Annotated in this window: 14 protein-coding genes; 4 read left to right on the top strand and 10 right to left on the bottom strand. The window is 73.8% G+C overall.

The features are described 5' to 3' along the window. Positions 1-611: 611 nt before the first annotated feature. The 5 genes from ACFOVU_RS25980 to ACFOVU_RS25960 are packed head-to-tail and all read right to left on the bottom strand — an operon-like array spanning position 612 to position 7,963. Complete coding sequence (locus tag ACFOVU_RS25980; RefSeq protein ID WP_378537798.1) at positions 612-3,545, bottom strand: DUF5682 family protein; 2,934 nt, start codon at positions 3,543-3,545, stop codon at positions 612-614. After that, entirely contained in the window at positions 3,542-4,657 is a 1,116-nt protein-coding gene (locus ACFOVU_RS25975) for an ATP-binding protein (RefSeq protein ID WP_378537796.1), read from the bottom strand. Before ACFOVU_RS25975 ends, ACFOVU_RS25980 begins: the two co-directional genes overlap by 4 nt. Before the next feature lie 14 nt (positions 4,658-4,671). Next, positions 4,672-6,039: a vWA domain-containing protein gene (locus tag ACFOVU_RS25970; protein ID WP_378537794.1), complete on the bottom strand. Its 1,368-nt coding sequence runs from the start codon at positions 6,037-6,039 to the stop codon at positions 4,672-4,674. Then, the gene (locus ACFOVU_RS25965; protein ID WP_378537792.1) at positions 6,036-7,451 is read right to left on the bottom strand and encodes a hypothetical protein; all 1,416 of its coding nucleotides are present in this window, start codon (positions 7,449-7,451) and stop codon (positions 6,036-6,038) included. Before ACFOVU_RS25965 ends, ACFOVU_RS25970 begins: the two co-directional genes overlap by 4 nt. After that, complete coding sequence (locus ACFOVU_RS25960; protein WP_378537791.1) at positions 7,451-7,963, bottom strand: hypothetical protein; 513 nt, start codon at positions 7,961-7,963, stop codon at positions 7,451-7,453. The genes ACFOVU_RS25965 and ACFOVU_RS25960 overlap by 1 nt, the downstream gene beginning before the upstream one ends. Positions 7,964-8,241: 278 nt before the next feature. On the opposite strand from ACFOVU_RS25960, the gene ACFOVU_RS25955 reads away from it, so the two are divergent. Then, positions 8,242-10,410: an NB-ARC domain-containing protein gene (locus ACFOVU_RS25955; RefSeq protein ID WP_378537790.1), complete on the top strand. Its 2,169-nt coding sequence runs from the start codon at positions 8,242-8,244 to the stop codon at positions 10,408-10,410. A 28-nt stretch (positions 10,411-10,438) separates the two neighbouring features. Here the strand turns inward: ACFOVU_RS25955 and ACFOVU_RS25950 are convergent, their stop codons facing one another. Next, the gene (locus tag ACFOVU_RS25950; RefSeq protein ID WP_378537788.1) at positions 10,439-12,037 is read right to left on the bottom strand and encodes a hypothetical protein; all 1,599 of its coding nucleotides are present in this window, start codon (positions 12,035-12,037) and stop codon (positions 10,439-10,441) included. Between the two features lie 365 nt (positions 12,038-12,402). On the opposite strand from ACFOVU_RS25950, the gene ACFOVU_RS25945 reads away from it, so the two are divergent. Further along, complete coding sequence (locus ACFOVU_RS25945; protein ID WP_378537787.1) at positions 12,403-13,704, top strand: hypothetical protein; 1,302 nt, start codon at positions 12,403-12,405, stop codon at positions 13,702-13,704. Between the two features lie 19 nt (positions 13,705-13,723). Here the strand turns inward: ACFOVU_RS25945 and ACFOVU_RS25940 are convergent, their stop codons facing one another. The 4 genes from ACFOVU_RS25940 to ACFOVU_RS25925 form a co-directional block, all read right to left on the bottom strand. Then, the gene (locus tag ACFOVU_RS25940) at positions 13,724-14,041 is read right to left on the bottom strand and encodes a hypothetical protein (protein ID WP_378537785.1); all 318 of its coding nucleotides are present in this window, start codon (positions 14,039-14,041) and stop codon (positions 13,724-13,726) included. Between the two features lie 69 nt (positions 14,042-14,110). After that, on the bottom strand, positions 14,111-14,713 hold the full coding sequence (locus ACFOVU_RS25935) for a response regulator transcription factor (RefSeq protein WP_378537783.1): 603 nt from the start codon (positions 14,711-14,713) through the stop codon (positions 14,111-14,113). Further along, positions 14,710-15,936 carry a sensor histidine kinase gene (locus ACFOVU_RS25930; protein WP_378537781.1) on the bottom strand — a complete coding sequence of 409 codons (1,227 nt, stop codon included), beginning with the start codon at positions 15,934-15,936 and terminating at the stop codon, positions 14,710-14,712. The genes ACFOVU_RS25935 and ACFOVU_RS25930 overlap by 4 nt, the downstream gene beginning before the upstream one ends. Positions 15,937-16,060: 124 nt before the next feature. Continuing rightward, positions 16,061-16,294, bottom strand: coding sequence for a hypothetical protein (locus ACFOVU_RS25925; protein ID WP_378537779.1), 234 nt, complete (start codon positions 16,292-16,294; stop codon positions 16,061-16,063). Here ACFOVU_RS25925 and ACFOVU_RS25920 point away from each other — a divergent pair. Both ACFOVU_RS25920 and ACFOVU_RS25915 read left to right on the top strand, forming a co-directional pair. Beyond that, entirely contained in the window at positions 16,284-16,775 is a 492-nt protein-coding gene (locus ACFOVU_RS25920) for a hypothetical protein (RefSeq protein ID WP_378537778.1), read from the top strand. The genes ACFOVU_RS25925 and ACFOVU_RS25920 overlap by 11 nt on opposite strands. A gap of 414 nt (positions 16,776-17,189) precedes the next feature. Continuing rightward, positions 17,190-18,011, top strand: a complete 822-nt coding sequence (locus tag ACFOVU_RS25915; RefSeq protein ID WP_378537776.1) for an NPP1 family protein — start codon at positions 17,190-17,192, stop codon at positions 18,009-18,011. The last annotated feature ends 246 nt before the right edge of the window (positions 18,012-18,257 follow it).

Raw genomic sequence — 18,257 nt, 5'->3', positions numbered from 1 at the left:
TCGCTCCGCGATAGGGGAGAGGTGGGTCGTCGGTGCGGCCCGGATACCGGCGGCCGTTCCCGCGGCGCCAGGGGGGATGCTCGTCCTCGCGTGTCGATGAGAAGACCCTAGGCGGGCGGGCGGGGCGGCGGCGATATGCCTGACTCCCCTCTGATGTGACCTGCTGCCCACCGAGAAGAGTGGTGCAGGCACCACCATGGCCCGTGGCGTAGGGCGCTCACCGGCGTCGGCCGTGGCTCCTTCCCGGGGCTGGGCGTCACACGCGTGCCCGGCACGCCGTGGTGCCGGCTTTCGCGCTCTGGTGTCCGGGCGGAGAACCCGGGGGGTTCCGAGAATGATGCCATCCCTGAGCGGTCCGTGCCGACGCGTACCCGGACCGGAGACAGTGGGAAGGTTCTCACCCCATGAGCGCAACCCCGGCCTCGACCGTCCATCACCGCAGGTCGAGACGGTACGGCGCCGATCGGCGCCCAGGCGCGGCGGGGCCGGGGAAACTTTCCGGGGGCGGCGGGTGAACACCGCGCCGAGCGGGCCCGGAGACGGGGCCCGATCCGGGGGCGGCCGTAAGCCATCGGCCCGCCCGGCGGCGTATCCGCCGCCGGGCGGGGCCGTTATGCGGGTGCCCCAGTGGGGGCGATCAGCTCCGCGACCGCCTCGGCCGCCGCGGGGTGCCGGTCCAGTAGCCCCGCCGCCTCGGGGTGGGCGGACGCGCCCCCGGGCGCACCTGCCGACGCGTCCGGGGCGGGCCAGGTGGCGTCACACCCCAGCAGCGCCGCCACGGCGTCGCACGACGCCGGGTTTTCGGCGAGCAGGTCCGCCACCGGACCGGCCGGCGCCGCCTGCGCCACAGCGGCCCGTGCGGGCTGCTGCGGCCGCGCGGCCCACGGCGGCACCCACGCGTCGACGGCGGGCAGGCTCGCCGGGAACGTGCGGCCCGCCTCGCGGATGAGCACCGGGACCATCTCCTGCGCGTGCTCGCGCAGGGTCGTGATCAGGGTGGGCAGCCACGGGAGCAGGACCGTGTCCGGCAGCCGCGCGAACGCGCCGGACATCACCTCCACGACGAACGGGGCGAGCGCCGGCGCCGGCGACAGGGCCTGCACGAAACCGCTCAGGTACTGCGGGAACGCCGGGACCACGAGCGGGTTGTCCAGCAGCTCCGCGCACCGCGTGCGCAACTCGTCCCGGCTCACCACCCCGAGCTGGGTCTGCGCCGCCCACAGCAGCGCCACCTTGGCGGGCGCCTCGGGGTGGGACTGCTTGACCGCGAGTTCGAGCTGCGTGCGGTCGCACCCCAGGGACAGCGCCATGTTCTCCAGGGTGAACAGGAACCCGAGCATCGCCGCGACCTGGCGGACACCGGAGTGCTCGTCGGTGAACGCCCCCGGCAGCAGCGTGCAGTAGTGCGCGTAGCCGGCGGTCACGAACGACTCGCACCACCGGGGCAGCGCGGAGTCCCCGGCGCGGTAGTAGGCCAGCAGCCGCCGGAACCGCCGCAGCACCTCGGGGGCGTCGTCCACCGTGCGCTCGGCGGCGAGCAGCTCGACGGCGCGGGCGCCCAGCTCGTCGGTGAACCGCGGGTTGTCGAGGTAGCAGAGGGCGTCCTCGACGGCCGCGAGCGCGGTCGCCGCCGTCGCCTTGGGCTCCCACGCCGAACGGCGCAGCCGGTGCTCCAGCACCTGTTCGACCGTGACGCCCTCGTAGCCGAGCTCGATGAGGGAGCGCTGGTCGCGGCCGAGGGACACGTCCCAGCTCTCCTGCATCGACCGCTCGCCCAGCTCCAGGGAGCCGGTGATCGAGCGGACCGCACCGTCGCGCAGCAGATAGCGCAGCCGCCACAGCAGCCGGGAGCACGGCTCCAGCTCCGGGTCGGCCTTCAGGTCCAGCAGCACGCGCCGGACCGTCCGCTTGCTCGGGCTGACCCCCAGCGGGGCCAGCCGGTCGAACACGTCGCGCGCCAGCGGCGGCATCGCGTTGTAGCCGACTTCGCCGATCCGGTCGCCGCCGAGCAGGATCTCGCACAGGTGGCGCACGTCGCGCCGGCCGGGAACGGTGTCCTTCTCGATGCAGGTGATCGCGGCGTCCTGGAAGTCGTACGGCGTCGGGCGCGCCCGGCCGCGGATCCCGGCCAGCAGGACCGAGGTCTCGAACACCGCGATGGCGTCGGCCGTGCTCGACGTGTATCCGTTGCGGCGCGCCAGCCGGACGATGTCGACGCACCACCCGAGCAGCTCGGCCTCGTCGAGGTCGCCCGCGGCGGGCGGGCTCGACAGGAACCCCGACAGCCGGTCCGTGACGGCGGCCGGGGCCGCCGCGGGCGCCTGCGCGCCCCGGCCGCGCCCGGCGCCCGCGCCCTTGCGCTTCTGCCCCTTCAGCCCGAAGGGGGCGACGCCGCCCGCGGCGACCTGCTTCTCCCAGGCCGCCGACGCGATCGACACCGAGCCCCCGGCCAGCCCGAACTGCGCCTCGATCGCGGAGTGGCTGGAGGGGATGAGCCCGTAGAGCCACTCGGTGGCCGTGGCGGGGGCGATCTCGAAGCCGGTCTCCGGCGCCGCCAGCCCGAACTCCTCGACCCGGCTGGCGGCGTGGAACGCGCCGCACACGTACATGCACTCCGCCGGGTCGCCGCCGGTCTGTGCGAGGTGCCCGCGGATCCGGGTCCACATGTAGCGCTCGCGGTCCTCGTCGCGCGACAGCTGGTCGCCTCCCGCCGGGGCGAGCCGCCGGAACAGGCTGCCGATCAGCACCATCACCTGGCGGTAGGTGTCGTATCCGGCGCCGGCGAGCGGCTGCTCGACGTACTGGTCCCACCACTCCGACCAGTGCCGCACCTTGCCGTGGCGCAGCAGGTGCTCCTCGAGCTCGGCGAACCGCGGCCGCAGGTCGCCGATCTCCACGCCGACGGCGTCGCCGTGCAGGGCGGCGCTCTCCTCGTGGGCGCCCTGCACGCCCTCGGCGGCGGCCTCGCCGCCCCCGGGGTCGCCGTCTCCGGCCTCGCCCGGGCCGGACCCGCCGGAGGCGGACCCGGCCGATGCGGGCAGCTCCCCCTGGAACAGGTGGTCAACGGACCGGTCCACGAGGACCAGCTCCACCCCGGGCGTCTCCAGGGCGTAGGCGATCGCCTGGTACTCGGCGGAGGCCTCGGTGATGGGGGCGATCACGCTGAGCGGCCCCGAGCCCTCCGGGAAGCCCTCGAGGTCGTGGGCGTAGGCCTGGAGCGCAACGGGCAGGCGGCAGTTGCGCAGCTCGTCCAGCAGCGGCAGCAGGTCCTCGCACAGCTCCATGTAGATGACCTTGGGCCGCTTCTCACGCAGCCGCCGCGCCATCGCCAGGGCGGAGGCGGGCGAGTGGTGGCGCACCGGGAAGATCTCCAGCTCCTCGCCGAGCGCGCGGTCGACGTCGTCGACCATGCCCGACAGGATGCCGGGCACGGCGCCGGGCCCGCCGGCGAAGGCGGTGGCGGCGCCGCGCAGCTGCTCGCGCAGGGAGTCGAAGGGGCCGGAGCCCGTGATGCCGGTGCCGTCGGCCGTGGCAGTGGTGCTCATGACAGGGTGTCGATCGCCTGCTTGCCGCCGGCCAGGAACTCCGTCCAGTCGCCGCCGTCGGCCTTGCTGCGGGGCTCGACCACCCCGTGCCAGAACTTGTTCAGGATGGTCAGGTCCTCCGGGGAGCGGCGGGCCAGCGAGCTCACGAGCGACCCCGCCAGGGTCTGGGCGCGCAGCGTGCGGTCGCCGAAGAAGTGGCTGTGCAGGATGGCGTCCTCCAGGACGCCGATCTGCTCGGCCGTGGACAGCGCCGATTCGAGCTTGTCGTCGTCGCTGGTGGCCGAGGCCGCGGCGGTGCGCAGGTCGGCGAAGCTCTGGAGCAGGATGTCCAGCAGCGAGGGCGGGACGTCCAGCTCGATCCGGTGCCGGCGCAGCAGCTCGGTGGTGCGGAACCGGACGATCTCGGTCTCGCTGCGCTTGTTGGTCACCACTGGGATCTTCACGAAGTTGAACCGCCGTTTCAGAGCGGAGGACAGGTCGTTGACGCCCTTGTCCCGGCTGTTGGCGGTGGCGATGATCGAGAACCCGGGCTTGGCGAACACGGTGTTGTCGTCGTCCAGCTCGGGGATGGACACGTACTTCTCGGAGAGGATCGAGATCAGCGCGTCCTGCACGTCGCTGGTCGACCGGGTCAGCTCCTCGAACCGGCCGATCGCGCCCGTCTCCATCGCGGTCATGATCGGCGAGGGGATCATGGAGTCGCGGGACTGCCCCCTGGCGATCACCATGGAGATGTTCCACGAGTACTTGATGTGGTCCTCGGTGGTCCCGGCGGTGCCCTGGACCACGAGGGTGGAGTTGCGGCTGATGGCGGCCGACAGTAGCTCGGCCAGCCAGCTCTTGCCGGTGCCGGGGTCGCCGATGAGCAGCAGGCCGCGGTCCGAGGCGAGGGTCACGATGCTGCGCTCGACGAAGGTGCGGTCGCCGAACCACTTCTGGGAGATCTCGCGGTCGAGCCCGTCGGCCGGCTCCGAGCCGAGGATGAACAGCCGCACCATCTTGGGGCTCAGCCGCCACGAGAACGGCTTGGCGCCGTCGTCGACGGACTCCAGCCAGTCCAGTTCGTCGGCGTACTTGACCTCGGCGGGCGCGCGTAGCAGTTCGTCGGTCATGTCGGTTGGTTCTCCTAGCCGAGGAAGGTCTTGAGTTCGAATACGAGCTTGTTGATGTGGCCTGAGAGCACCGGGGTGCCCAGGTCCTTGAACCGCTGCCGGAACCACGGGTAGACGTCCTGGCGGCCGCTGCTGGTCACCGAGCCCACCGGGATCAACTTGACCCCGGAGCGGTGCATGGCCTCCATGCCGCTGAAGACCGCCTGGTGCTCCCACTCGTAGAAGTCGGAGATCCACACCACGACGGTGTTGCGCGGGTCGGCGATCTTGGGCCGTGCCAGCTTCAGCGCGGCCCGGCCGTCCGTGCCGCCGCCCAGCTTGGTGCGCAGCAGCACCTCGAACGGGTCGTGGACCCACGGGGTCAGGTCCAGCGCGCGGGTGTCGTAGGCGATCAGGTGGACGTCCACCTTGGGCAGGCCGGTGAAGATCGACGCGAGGATGGTGCAGTTGACCATCGAGTCGACCATGGACCCCGACTGGTCCACGACCACGATCAGCCGCGCGGGGGTGACCCGCTTGGCGGTGTGCTTGTAGAACAGCCGGTCGACATAGAGCCGCTCGTCGTCCGGGTTCCAGTTCGTCAGGTTCTTCCAGATCGTGCGGTCGAGGTCGAGGTTGCGGAACACGCGCTTGGGCGGCACCGACCGGTCGATCTTGCCCGCGCTGGTCTTCACGACCTGGGTCCGCAGCACTTCGGCGACCTCGTCGACGTAGCGGCGGATGAGCGCCTTGGCGTTGGCCAGGGCGACGCCCGACAGGTTGGCCTTGTCGCGCAGCAGCTGCTCGATGAGCGACATGCTCGGCGTCAGGCGGGCGGCGAGCGCGGGGTCGGCCAGGACCTCGCGCAGCCGCATCCGGCGGACGAGGTCGCCCTCCAGTTCGCCGAGCACGCCGTCCAGGCCCGAGCCCGGCCCATCGCCCGCGGCGGTGCCCGCCCCGGCGGGCGCGGCGCCACCCGGCGGGCCGCACATCGCGCGCTTCAGCCGGCCGGCGTCGGACTGCCACTCGGCGAGCCGGGTGGCGCTGACGTCGCCCGAGCCCGTGGAGAACACGTTGATCAGCAGCTTCGACACCAGGGCGGCGCGCCGCACCTCGGCCGCGCCAACGGTGGCCGCGCCCGGTTCGGCGGCGTCGTCGTCCGCCATCAGGCCGTCGAACTCGGCGGCGAGCTCGGGGAAGCGCTGGACCACGGTGTCCACCGTCACCCCGGGGTCGAGCAGCGCCGGGGGGAGCCCGATGTCGTCGACGATGGCCACGCTCGCGGTCTCCAGAGCGGGCTGCTCCTCAGGGGAGAAGAGCTTGGCCAGCAGCCGCCAGTAGAGCACCTGGCGGCGGTTGCGGTCGGCGTCGGCCGTGGCATCGTCCATCGCGGAGTCGTTCATTTCCTCAGCAACCGTCCTGCGCGCTCCTGGAGAACGGCCAGCGCGTCGTTGCGGGCCTCGGCCTTTGCGACCTTAGGATCGGTGGGGCCCAGCGCCCAGTCGCCGTTGTGGAGCACGGTGGGCTGGCGCTTGACCGTCGTCTGGACGCCGAGGGGTTGCAGCGCCCAGCCGCCGGCGTCCCAGCGCATCAGGCCGATGCAGGCCGACGAGGCGGCCACCAGCTTCGCGGTGAGCGGCCCGGCGGCGGGCAGGCGGCCGGTGTCGACGGGCAGCTCGACTCCGTCGAGAACGAAGGAGATCTTCGGCGGGCCGTCGCCCTTGGGCTTGGTGGCCTTGTACCCCTCGACGAGCACGGGCTCGGCGATGCGCACCGGGTGGCGGTCCAGCGCCGGGACGGCGGACGCCGCCGCGTCGGTGAGCCGGAGCCGGGCGGTGGCGAAGGGGTCGGCGGGCTCGCCCGGGGCGGCCCGGCCGTCGTCCCAGAGCAGGTCGCCGCTGTCCAGCAGCGGCATGCCGGTGATGTCGACGGACTGCTGCCCGGCCAGCGCCCCCAGCAGAACGGGGTGGTCGGCGAACAGCTTCCATACCGCCGGGCCCACGACGGCGTCGACCTTGGCCGCGGCCACGGTGGCGCGCACGAGCCGGGCGGCACCGCCGCCGGCGGGCTCGAAGACGGCGTGCACCTGCACCTGGACGGCCGTGCCGTGCTCGTGGACGTCGGCGCCGAGGGGCAGCAGCCGGCCGGAGGCCTCGGTGGCGGGCGCCGCGGTGGCCAGCGGTCCGCCGTCCTGGGAGAGCACTACGGCGCGCGTCCACAGGTCGGCCCAGCGGCGGGCCGGCACGTCGCCCATCGCCGCGATCGGGCACGACGCCTGGAGTTCGGCGGCCAGGCCGTCGAGCAGCACCGCCAGCCTGCGGCGGGCCGGATCGGACAGCAGCGCCTCGATGGTCTGCCCCCCGCCGGAGGCGATGTCGCGGTCGACCCCGAGCCAGCCGGTGATGGCGAGCTCGGTGAGCCAGGAGCGGCTGCCGGCGAGCACGTTGCCGGCCGCGGGCGCCGGGGCCCCGGCCGCGGGAAGGGGGTCCCGGGCCTGTCCCCGTGCGGTGTCCAGACCGGACAGCAGGGCGTCGTGGACCGCGCCGAGCAGCGCGGTGCGCGCGCCCGCGAGCGCGGCGATGTGGCCGTCGGCGACCGACCCCGTGGCGAGCTTGTCGACCGCCTCGCCCACCGCCGGGCCCAGCGGCGTGGCGGCCATGGCGTCGGCCAGCCCGGCCAGCGCCTCGGTACTGGCGGGATCGAGGCGGGCCAGGCCGCGTTCGAGAGCGGCGTCGAACCCGTCGACGACCGCGAGGGCGTCTGTGACCCCGGCCGGGGCGGAGTCGAGCAGGCCGGTGAGTTGGGAGGAGAGCATCAGCGGGCCGCCCCCGTCGCAGGGAACCAGTGCATCTCGGGAAGGGGCGCGGTGGTCCCCGGTACCTCCAGGTAGGACAGGTAGCGCAGGAAGCGGCTGAACACCACGCCCGACGGCGCGGATCCGTGGTGCGTGTCCATCCGCTGCATGAGGGCGGCACCCGACGTCACGTCGGCGTCGATGCCGACCCGCAGATAGGCGGCGACGCGCTCGACCCCGTACTGGAGAACGGCCTCGTCCAGCAGGCTCCGCAGGTGCTTGCAGGGCGAGGACCCGTACAGGCCGCCGCAGGGCCGGTTGTTGTTGGTTCCGCACGAAAGGTCGTGGGACTCGGCGGCGATCGAGGAGACGTACACCCGGGCGATGTCCGACCCGCTCGACACCACCCCCTGCACCCGCCCGTCCGCCAGTTCGACGAAGGGGACCTTCGCCAGCTTGCGGGCGCGGGCGGGCGGCAGGACGCCCACCACGCTCCTGCGCCCGATTCCTGCTCCGGCGTCTTCAGCGTCCACGGCATCGACCTCCAAGCGATGGGTCATGGGGAGAACGCGGTCGACGGCGGTGCCCCCGCCGTCGATCAGCGGTGCGGTAGGTATACCGCACCCGGGCGACAAACCCGGCCGCATAGGCGTTTCCGCAGGAACCGGGCATCGGCGGGGCGATCGGCGGCGCCCCGCGCGCTCGTGGCCGCAATCGGCAGGCGGCGCCGCCTACCCGGTCACGTCCCGTGGCCCATAGGGTGGACATCCGTGATCACGGTTCCCGCGGACCCGCCGCCCAGGAGGACGCAGTGAGCGACCCGGTGACCCCCGACCCGCTTCCCCGGGGCGTGCGCAACACCGTGCACTCGGCTGAGACGGTGTCCCAGGTGGGCACGGTCATGGGCGACCTGCATATGGCGGCGCCCACCGGAGCTCCCCGCGCGCCCGTGATCCCGCGGCAGGTGCCCGGCCCTCCACCCGGGTGGCACGACCGCGACGCCGAACTGCGGACGGTGCGCGACCTCGTCCTGCCCGCGGGGGACGACCGTGGCGCCGGCACACCGGTCCTCGTCGTGGAGGGGCCGCGCGGCATCGGCAAGTCCGCGCTGGCGCGCAAGGCCGCGGCCGCCACGGCCGACAGCTTCGACGGCGGCCAGCTCTACGTGGACTACGGCCTCCTCGACCCCGACGGCATCGCCAGCCCCAGCGAAGCGCTCGGCCACGCGCTGTCCTCATTGGGGCTCGCGAAGGAGGACATCCCGGCCCGGCTGCACGACCGCGCCGCCCAGTTCCGCACCGTCACGAGCGGCCGCCGGCTGCTCGTCGTCGTCGAGGGCGCCACCCAGGCGGCGCAGGTCGCCCAGCTGATCCCGCAGGGGACGCAGAGCGCGGTGCTCGCCGTCGGCAGCCGGGCGCGCCTGGGCGAGCTCGCCGAGGACCACGCCGAATGGCTGACCCTGCCGCCCTTGGGCCCGCAGGAGGCCCGGGAACTCCTGGTCAAGCGGTGCGGCGACCGCCTCGCGGACGGCGCGGAGCACGAGGCCCTGGCCGAGGTCGTCGCGGCCTGTGAAGGGCTCCCCCTGGCCCTGGTGATCGTGGCGGGGCGGCTCAAGGCCGACCCCGGGCTCAGCGTGACCGCGCTGTCGGCCGAGCTCGCCGACGAGCGCAGGCGGCTCGGGGCGCTGGCCTTCACCGCCGACTTCACCCTGACCACGGTGTTCAACGTGGCCTACGAGGGGCTGCCCGCGGAGGCGGCGGCGCTCTACCGGGCGCTGGGCCGCTGGCCCGGCGGGGCGTTCGACCTCAGGCTCGCGGCGGCCGCGGGCCGCGGGGAGCCCGGGGAGGTGGCCGGCCACCTCGCCACCCTGCGCCGGGCCGAACTCGTCACCACCGACTCCGAGAACAGGTTCCGGTTCGCGCACGGGCTGCTCCGGCTGCACGCCGCCGGGCTGGCCCAAGAGCACGACGGCGCCGAGGCCCGCGACACCGTCCTCGCCGACTGCCTGGACGTCTACGTGGCAACGCTCGCCCACGCGGACGCGGCCGTCATGGGGCCGCGGCTGCGCACCACCGACCCCGCCGACGTGACCGCCGGCGTCCCGGACCCCTTCGACGGCGACCCGCAGCGGGCCCTGCACTGGCTGAGCGCCGAACGCGAGACCATCCTCGCCGCCGTCCGCGAGGCCGAAGCCCGCGGCCTGGACACCCCCGCCTACCGCATCGCCGAGTCGGCCACCGCGCTCTACCTCAAACACCGCCACCTGGCCGACTGGATCGAGACCGGCACGCGCGGCGCCGACGCCGCCCGCAGGCGCGGCGCGTCCGCCACCGAGGCCCGCCTGCGCGCCCTGGTGTCGCGTCCGCTGACCGACCTGGGCCGCACCGGCGATGCCCTCGAGCAGCTGGAGCGCGCCCTGTATCTGGTGCGCGACGAGGACGACCTGCTCCTCGCGGCGTCCGTGCAGGAGTTCCACGGCCGCTACCTGGACACGGTCGACGAGGAGGCGGCGCTCGCCGCCTTCGCGCGTGCGCGCTCCCTCAACGAGCGTTCGGACGATCCCCGGGCGCCGCGTGGGGCCGCCCTCGCGCGCTACTTCGCTGGAAAGACCCGGATGAAGCAGGGGGAGCCCGCGCGGGCCATCGCCGAGCTGGAGGGCGCCGTCGCGGCGTTCGAGGCCCTGGAACCGGCCGATACCCGGATGGCCGCCCGGGCGCGGGGCAGCCTCGCGGCGGCCTACACGGCGGCCGACCGCACGAGGGAGGCCGTGGCCGCCTGCACCGCGGCCGTCGAGTCGCTGCACGCGAGCGGCGACACCTACTACGAGGCGGAGAACCTGGAACTCCTCGGGCGGCTCTTCGCCGCCATGCAGGCGACCGACCGGGCACGCGAGCACTGGTCGCAGGCGCGCGACCTCTTCGCCGCGGTGAGCAGCCCCCGCGCGGCCCAGGTACAGGCCCTTCTCGACGGATTCGGCTGACCGCGGCCCCGGGCCACCGGAGAGTGTGTCAGCCGGGCGGGGGTTCGACGTCGACGCGGATCGGCGTCGCGGCGGCGCGTCCGGGAACCCCGTCCAGCCGCAGCCGGACGTCCCCGTTGGTGAGTCGGCCGGTGCGCAGCAGGGTGTAGACGACCCCGGTCAGGGTGGGGAGCGCGGTGCCGGCGGCGGACCGCACCCGAACGGTGCCGCCGCCGCGGACCAGGCAGTCGCAGCCGCCGCCGACCGGCGTCGCCGACAGCAGGGCGGCGGGGAACAGGTCCAGCAGCCGTCGGCGTTCCGCGTCCGCCGGGCCCGCCGGCTCGGCGTCCAGGTGGACGACCGAGGCGTTGTCGGCGAAGCGCGAGTCCGTCTCGGACTCCGCGACGCACAGGTGCCGCAGGCCGTCGGGCTCCTCGCGGACGGAACGGACCGCGGCGGGGTAGCGGGCCACGTGCACGTCGCCGTCCGGGTCGATGTGCGAGCGCACCTCGAACGCCGTCACCCCCCGATGGTGGCGGGGGACCGGCGGCCCCGGCGCGAGCGTGCGCGCGCCGCCCTCGGGGGCGTCCAGCCCCAGCAGGCCGTAGCACATGGCGGAGAACCGGGCCGCGGCCTCGCCCACGTGCGCGAACGCCCGGTCGACGGTCGCACGGTGCTGCCCGGGAACGTGCGCAGCGACGGCCCGGTCGATCTGCGGGCCGAGTGGGGCGCGGAGGTCGAGGCGCCCGGTCTGCTCGGCCAGCCGGGCGATCGCCGTGCCGGGGACGGCTTCGTCGCCGAAGGCGGCGAGCAAGAGCGGGCGATCGGCGCCCGCGGCGTACAGCGTGACCGATCCGTGGTCGCCGATCACACAGTCGGCCGCGGCCAGCGCCGCGCCCCAGCCGTCGTCCGGGGGGAGCAGCAGCAGGCCGGCCTCGAGCGCCGAGCGGTAGAAGCGGCGTACCTCCCAGGGGCCGTGCTCGAACCAGATGTTGGGGTGCAGCACCGTGGCCACACGGTGGCCGTCGACGGGCAGCCCGGCCAGCAGCCGGGCCGGCAGGTCGTTGCGGACGCCGACCGCGGACTCGTCCTTCCACGTCGAGGTGAGCACGACCAGCCGCTCATCGGGGGCGACCCCGAGCGCGTCCCGGTAGCGGTCGCGCAGGCGCAGGCCCGCCCGCACCCGGTCGTAGGCGAGGTCGCCGATGACGGTCGTGTGCCCGGCGAGGCGCGGGGAGATGGAGCGCAGCCGTTCGCGCTGGTCGGGGTGGGAGACCACGGGCCGGACGTCGGCGGAGTTCCGCGACGCTTCGGGGACGACCCCGGACAGGCGGCGGCCGTCGCTGTGGGAGTCGGGAACGTGCTTCTGGAACCCGACACCGTGCGGCAGGACGACCACGGGAGCGGCGAAGGGGCTGAGGTCGACGTTCTCGCTCGCGGTGATGATCAGGTCGTACTCGCCCTTGACCGCCTCATCCCAGGCGACCTGCGGCGTTTCGAGGCGGCTCAGCAGCTCGGCGACGCCGCGGCGGAAGGCCGAGGTGTCGTCGAAGCAGAACCGGAGGCGCAGCCGGAAATCGTCGCGGAACACGTCGAGCGATTCGAGGACGCGGATGAGCGAGGTGAACGTCCGGGCGATGACGAGCACGGTGCGCTCGTGGTGGAACGTCGCCCACCGCGCTCTCCGGCTCTCCGGCTCTCCGGCTCTCCGGCTCTCCGGCTCTCCGGCTCTCCGGCTCTCCGGCTCTCCGGCTCTCCGGCTCTCCGGCTCTCCGGCTCTCCGGCTCTCTCCAAATAGTCAAAGCCTAGCCGTTCACGTGCGTGGATGTCAGTGCTGCGAGCGAAGTCGTCGGTTGGCATCGTCGCAGGCGTAGTCCTTCGGCGGTTCTCGGGCAGGCGGGCCGGTAGGGGCAGCTTAGCCGCCCCGGGATCCCCGGTGGCGGGTCCACCCGCCGCGACCGCCGCACCGAAAACCCGTTGCCGCCCCTCGCTCCGGATGCGAGGGTGTGCCGCGTGCTGAGCGAATCGCACCTCCACTTCCACGGCTGTGTCCGCCCGAAGGACCTCCTCCGCCGCCTCGCGGCGAGCGACCACGCCCTGTGGGACTGGTACGAAGCGGGGATGGCCGCCGCCTACGGTGCCGTTCCGCCCACGCGTCAGGTCGTCGAACGGTACCGGCGCGGCGACGCCGGCGCCGCGGCGGAGTTCGAGGACCTCTTCCTGTTCCATGACGCCGACGCCGGTGCCTTCGCCCGGTTCCAGGCCAAGGCCAACCTGCTGTGGGTGGCATCGGCCGAGGGGAACCCCGATGCCGGACCGGAGGAGGCGGCGGCCGAGGTGGCGGAGCTGGCCGCCGGGATCCGCGCCGACCAGGAGCGGCAGGGCCTCGCCTACGCGGAGCTGCGCATCAGCGCGGACATGCTGCCGGTGCTGTCCGGCGGCAGCGGCACGGGGGTCATCGAGCGGTTCGCGATCACCCTCGACCGCCGCGACCCGTGGACGGGGTGGGAACGCGTCCGGGACCTCGCGCTCGGGCCGCACGGCGCCGTGCTGACCGGCATCGACTTCTCGGGCATGGAGGAGGGGCGGCCGCCGAAGGACCAGGCGGAATTCTTCGCAGCGGTGCGGGACTTCAACGCCGCCCACCCCAATCGCGCGCTGGCGATCCTCTACCACGTCGGGGAGAGCTTCACCGACAAGAGCCTGGAGAGCACCGTCCGATGGGTCCAGGAGGCGGCCGAATCCGGGGCGCACCGGCTCGGCCACGCGATCGCCCTCGGCGTGGACCCCGGGATGTACGGCGCGCACACCCGCACGGAGCCGGTCGCCGAACGCCGGGACCAGATCGCCTACGACCTCCGCCACGCCGACGGACTGCGCGCCGAGGGCGTGCGGGTCGACCCGCCGTCCCTGCGCGACGAGCTCTCCCGCCTGGCGGCCCTCCCGGACACCGCGACGGTCACCGCCGACTACGACGCGGCGCGGCTCGACGATGTGCGCCGCCGCCAGGACTACGCCATGGGCCGGGTCCGCGCCTCGGGCGCCGTGATCGAGGTCTGCCCGACCTCCAACCGGCGGATCGGCGGGATCACCGACCCCGCCTGCCACCCCGTGCACCGGTTCCTGGCGGCCGGTGTGCCGTTCGTCGTCTCCTCCGACGACCCCGGGATCTTCGGCACCACGCTCGCGGCCGAACTCGACTGGGTCTGCGCCCATACCGGCGGCGGCTCCGCGCTGCGCCGGCGGTTGATCCGCTCCGGCTGGGAGAACCGCTCCGAAGCCCTCACCGGCCGGGCCCCGACGACGGGAGCCTGAGGGGACGCGGTCCGGCCGGTCATCCGTCGACCACGTTGAGCGCGGCGATGATCTCCTCGCGCCGATCCACGAAATGGAGCCCCTCCGTCGGGATCGCGAACAACCGGAGGAGCTCGGCCACCGCGTCGCGCTCGTCGCCGGTGAGGGGGACGCGGGCCTTCGAGATGGCCGCCGCGAGGCAGTCGGCGAGCTCGCCGTGTTCACCTACGTAGTGGAAGGTGCGCAGCTGTTCAGTCGTCGTGGCGGGCAGCCGGTCGGCCAGCCGCTTCACGACGTCGCCCGACAATTCGGCGAGCCGCCGGGCGGGTGACCTTTCATTTCCGGTCTCGCTGTTCACCGCCCCACCATAAAGTGCCCCGCGGATCCCCGGTCCGGATCGGCCACGGATCCCGGCCCGGTGCAGGTCCTAGATCCAGCCCTCTTCCCAGGCGTGGTGGGCGGCGGCGTGGCGGGATGCGGCGCCGAGTTTGGACATGGCCGACGACAGGTAATTGCGCACCGTGCCCGGGGCGAGGTGGACCTGGGCGGCGATCTCGTTGACCGACGCGCCGGTCCGCGACGCGCGCAGCACGTCGAGTTCGCGCTCGCTGAGCGGGCAGGGGCCCTCGGTCAGTGCGGACGCCGCGATCTCGGGGTCGACGTAGCGCCGCCCCGCTGCGACGTCGCGGATGATCTCGGCCAGCCGGGAGGCAGGCGTGGTCTTGGGCACGAACCCGCTGACCCCGGCCGCCAGCGCGCGGCGCAGCACACCAGGGCGTGCGTGCCGGGTGATCAGGATGATCTGGGCCGGTAGCGCGGCGCGGATCTCGGCGGCCGCGCGCAGCCCGTCGGCCGGCGGCATCTCCAGGTCGAGCACCGCGATGTCGGGGCGGTGCTCACGGGCGAGCCGCACCGCGTCGGTGGTGGTGGCCGCCTCGGCCACGACCGCGAGGTCGGCCTCCAGCGACAGCAGCGCGGTCAGCGCGCCCCGGAGAAGGTCCTCGTCGTCGGCGATCAGTAGCCGGATCATCCCGCTTCCCCCTCGGCCGCCGCGTCCGTTCCCGAGAGCGGGAACCAGGCCTCCACCACGAACCGCCCGTCCCGGTGGTGCCAGGTGAGTCCGCCGCCCGCCGCCTCCAGGCGCTCGGCCAGCGCGCGCAGGCCGGTGCCCGCCTCCGTGCCGGACGGTGCGGCCGCCCCGTCGTTGGCCACCCGCAGCCGGGCCGATCCGCCCGTGATGCGGTGGCCGACCTCGGCTGAACGCGCGCCGCTGTGGCGCAGCAGGTTGGTGGTCGCCTCGCGCACCACCAGCCCCAGCAGGTTCCGGCCGGACGCCGGGAGGCGGTCGGCGGCCGCCGGGTCGACGTCCGCGGCGACCTCGATCCCGGCCGCCGCGAGCACACGGGTCGCGTTGGCGATCTCCGCCTCCAGCGTCGTGCGGCGGTAGCCCTGCACCACGGCGCGGGTATCGCGCAGCGCGTCGGCGGCGAGCCGCTGCACCTCCCGCATCTCCTCGGCCGCCCGCGCAGGGTCGGGCCCGGCGAGCCGCGCGGCCAGCTCGCCCTTGAGCGCGATCACCTGGAGGTGGTGGCCCTGGATGTCGTGCAGGTCGGCGGCGAACCGCAGCCGCTCCCGGGCGACCGCCAGCTCCGCGGCCAAACGCCGCCCGGTGTTCAGCCGCTCCGCGACGTCCCACGCCCACAGCATGCCCAGCGTGGTCCACGCCGTGAGCGCCACCACCCCGGCCGGGAGCAGAGCCGCGCGTATCCAGTCCCCGCCGGGAGACGGGCCCGCGGCGAGGCCGATGACCGCCGCGCCCGCCACCGCCGCCGCGATGAGCGCCCTCCTGCCGCCGCGCGGGAGGAACATTGCGGCGATCGACACCATCACCGCCGGCGCCAGCGACCACAGCACGGCATCGCCCACCGCGAGCAGGACCCCGCCGAGCACGGCGGCCCCGGAGCCGCCCAGCAGCGACCACGGCAGGGGCGGAGCGGGGCGGGCGGCGCCGGGTGCCTCGGGGGAAGGGGCCGGCGACGTCAGCCGACGGTGGAACAGCACGGGACAGGCCACCACGGTGGCGGGCAGTGCGACGGCGACGATCACCGTGGCCCACCGGGGGGTCTGCGGGTCCAGGGCCCCGGCCCCGATGAGCACCACCAGGAGCACCGTGGTGGTGCCGGTGAGGCTCCACCAGGTGCCGCGGCGGAAGGCGCCCAGCCCTTCGCCGTCGTCGGTCATACCGTCGCGCACCGGGCAATTGTCGCAGCACACCGGTCGGCGGGTCCGGCCGATTCCGGGCCGCCGCATCCCGCCCGGATGACAGATGTCATCCAGGCCCGGTGACGGATCCACGCCGGTGCATGCGGTTTCGGCACTACTGGCGGCCACCCCGCTCGGCGAGGCTGACATCGGCGGTGGGGACCCCACCCCGGTGGCGGAAGGGGATCGTCGTGGTGAGCACGGAACACGGGGCGGGCGCGGAGCGCCAGGTCGGCGCGGGCACGGAGAACTCCGCGAGGACGGAGAACGCGGTGCCCGGGCGCAGGGAATGGCCCCGCACGCTGGTGAACCGCTGGCCTACGGCGATGGCGCTGCTGATGACGGTCACGACCTTGGGCGGGGCCGGGTCGGACGACGGAGTGGCGACGTTCTCCGGGATCCTGCTGCTCCTGCCCCTGCTGTACCTCGTGGTCGCCAAGCTGGGGAGGCGGCGGGCCACGTGGCCGCTGCTGGTGGCCGGTGTGGCGGTGATCTTCGTCCTGGAGGGGCTGGAGCTGATCGCCCCGGCGGCCGTCTTCACCGCCATCGCACTGGTGGTCCTGGTCTGGGGGGCCGTCGACGGGCAGCTGCGCCGGTCCGGCGTATTCCGGCTCCAGGCTCTGGGGATGCTCGGGTTCGGTGCGCTCGCGCTGATCGGGCTCGCCGTCGACCCTGATCTGGGGCGCTACGCGGTGGCGGCCGGCTGGTTCCTCCACGGCGTCTGGGACCTCGTGCACCTCAAGCGCGACAAGGTCGTGTCCCGGTCCTTCGCCGAGTGGTGCTGTGTGGTCGACATCGTGATCGCCATCGAGCTCGCCATCGGGTTTTAGCCCGGTGGCAGGGGAGGGGAGGGGGCAAGCGCCGGTGGCCGCCGCGAAACGGACGGTTCCTGCGGCCACCGGCGCTTCGCCGCGGGTTCACGCCCCCGCCCGGCGGCAGATGTTTTCGGGGTCCTTTTCCAGGGAAAAAAGAATGGTTCGCCGAATTGTAGATTATGCGGCGATGTGACGATGCGAAAAGTGATCGGCCCGCCTCTTGCGGTGACCGGTGTGCGCCATTATATTGACGTTCCGCGTGGCGCCGATGCATTATCCGCCGCTCTACCTCATTCGCGCAGTACACGGTCGCCACCGCAGGAAATGCGCGTGTGCGTACCGCTGGAACCCATCCCCCCTCGGCCATTTTCCGATGACGCCATATGGCCAGGTGGACCCTGCCCCCGTCGATCGGAAGGTGCCGAATTCATGAGCGTCACGGACAACGCCGGAACGGATGATCACGCCGTGCGCAGGCGCAGACGGCCGTGGCGCCGGGCGGCGTCATTGGCCGCACGGGCCCTCGCCGGGGCCGCTGCGCTGGTCGTCGTCATGCCCCCGGCCATCGCGTGGGCCGCGCCGCCGCAGGCGCTGCCCTCCAGCGTCGCCGAACCCGACGGCAAGTGGCAGCCGGCCTTCGACTACGACACCGACGGCTGCTACCCCACCCCGGCCATCGGCCCCGACGGCACCATCGCCGAGGGGCTGAACACCTCGGGTGCGCTGAACGGCGACTGCCGCGACCAGTCCGATCTCGACAACACCAATTCCTACGCGCGCTCCAAGTGCAACGCAAATGGCTGGTGCGCCTACATGTACGCGCTCTATTTCGAGAAGGACCAGGTCCTCCCGGGCTGCTGCGGGCACCGGCACGACCTCGAACACGTCGTGGTGTGGGTGCGCGACGACCAGGCACAGTACGTCTCGGCGTCGGCGCACGGCGACTACGACACCCGGCCCGCCTCGGAGCTGCTGTTCGAGGGGACCCACGCCAAGATCGTCTACCACAAGGACGGGGCGAGCACCCACGCCTTCCGGTTCGCCGCCGACCACGACGACCCGCCCGAGAACCACTACGGCGAGTGGCAGTACCCCGACCTGGTGAGCTGGAACAACTTCCCGGCGGGCATCCGTGACCGGCTGACCTCGGCCGACTTCGGCAGCGCCACGCTCGACCTCAAGGACGGCACCTTCGAGGACGCCCTCGACCGCGCCAAGCCCGACGGCATCGAGTTCAACCCCCGCGAGTAGCGGGCGCACTGTCCGGCCGGGCGCCGCTGCCCGCAGCGGCGCCCGGCGCCGTTCTTCCTCCGGCACACCGCCGACCCGGCGGCGGTGGGGAACGGCCGGCAGCACTGACCACTGGGGCCGCGACGGCCGGCCGCTCACGGAGCGCCGGAGCAGGCGTAGCCGATGCCGCGGCGCACGGCATCGGCCGCCTCGGGGGAGTCGATCCGGGCGATGAGGCGCAGGGCGGTGTCGATGCCGGCCTGCGGG

Origin of the sequence: Nocardiopsis sediminis (assembly GCF_042650565.1) — a bacterium.
Classification (GTDB): domain Bacteria; phylum Actinomycetota; class Actinomycetes; order Streptosporangiales; family Streptosporangiaceae; genus Nocardiopsis_B; species Nocardiopsis_B sediminis.
This window is presented reverse-complemented; position numbering and strand designations above follow the sequence as displayed.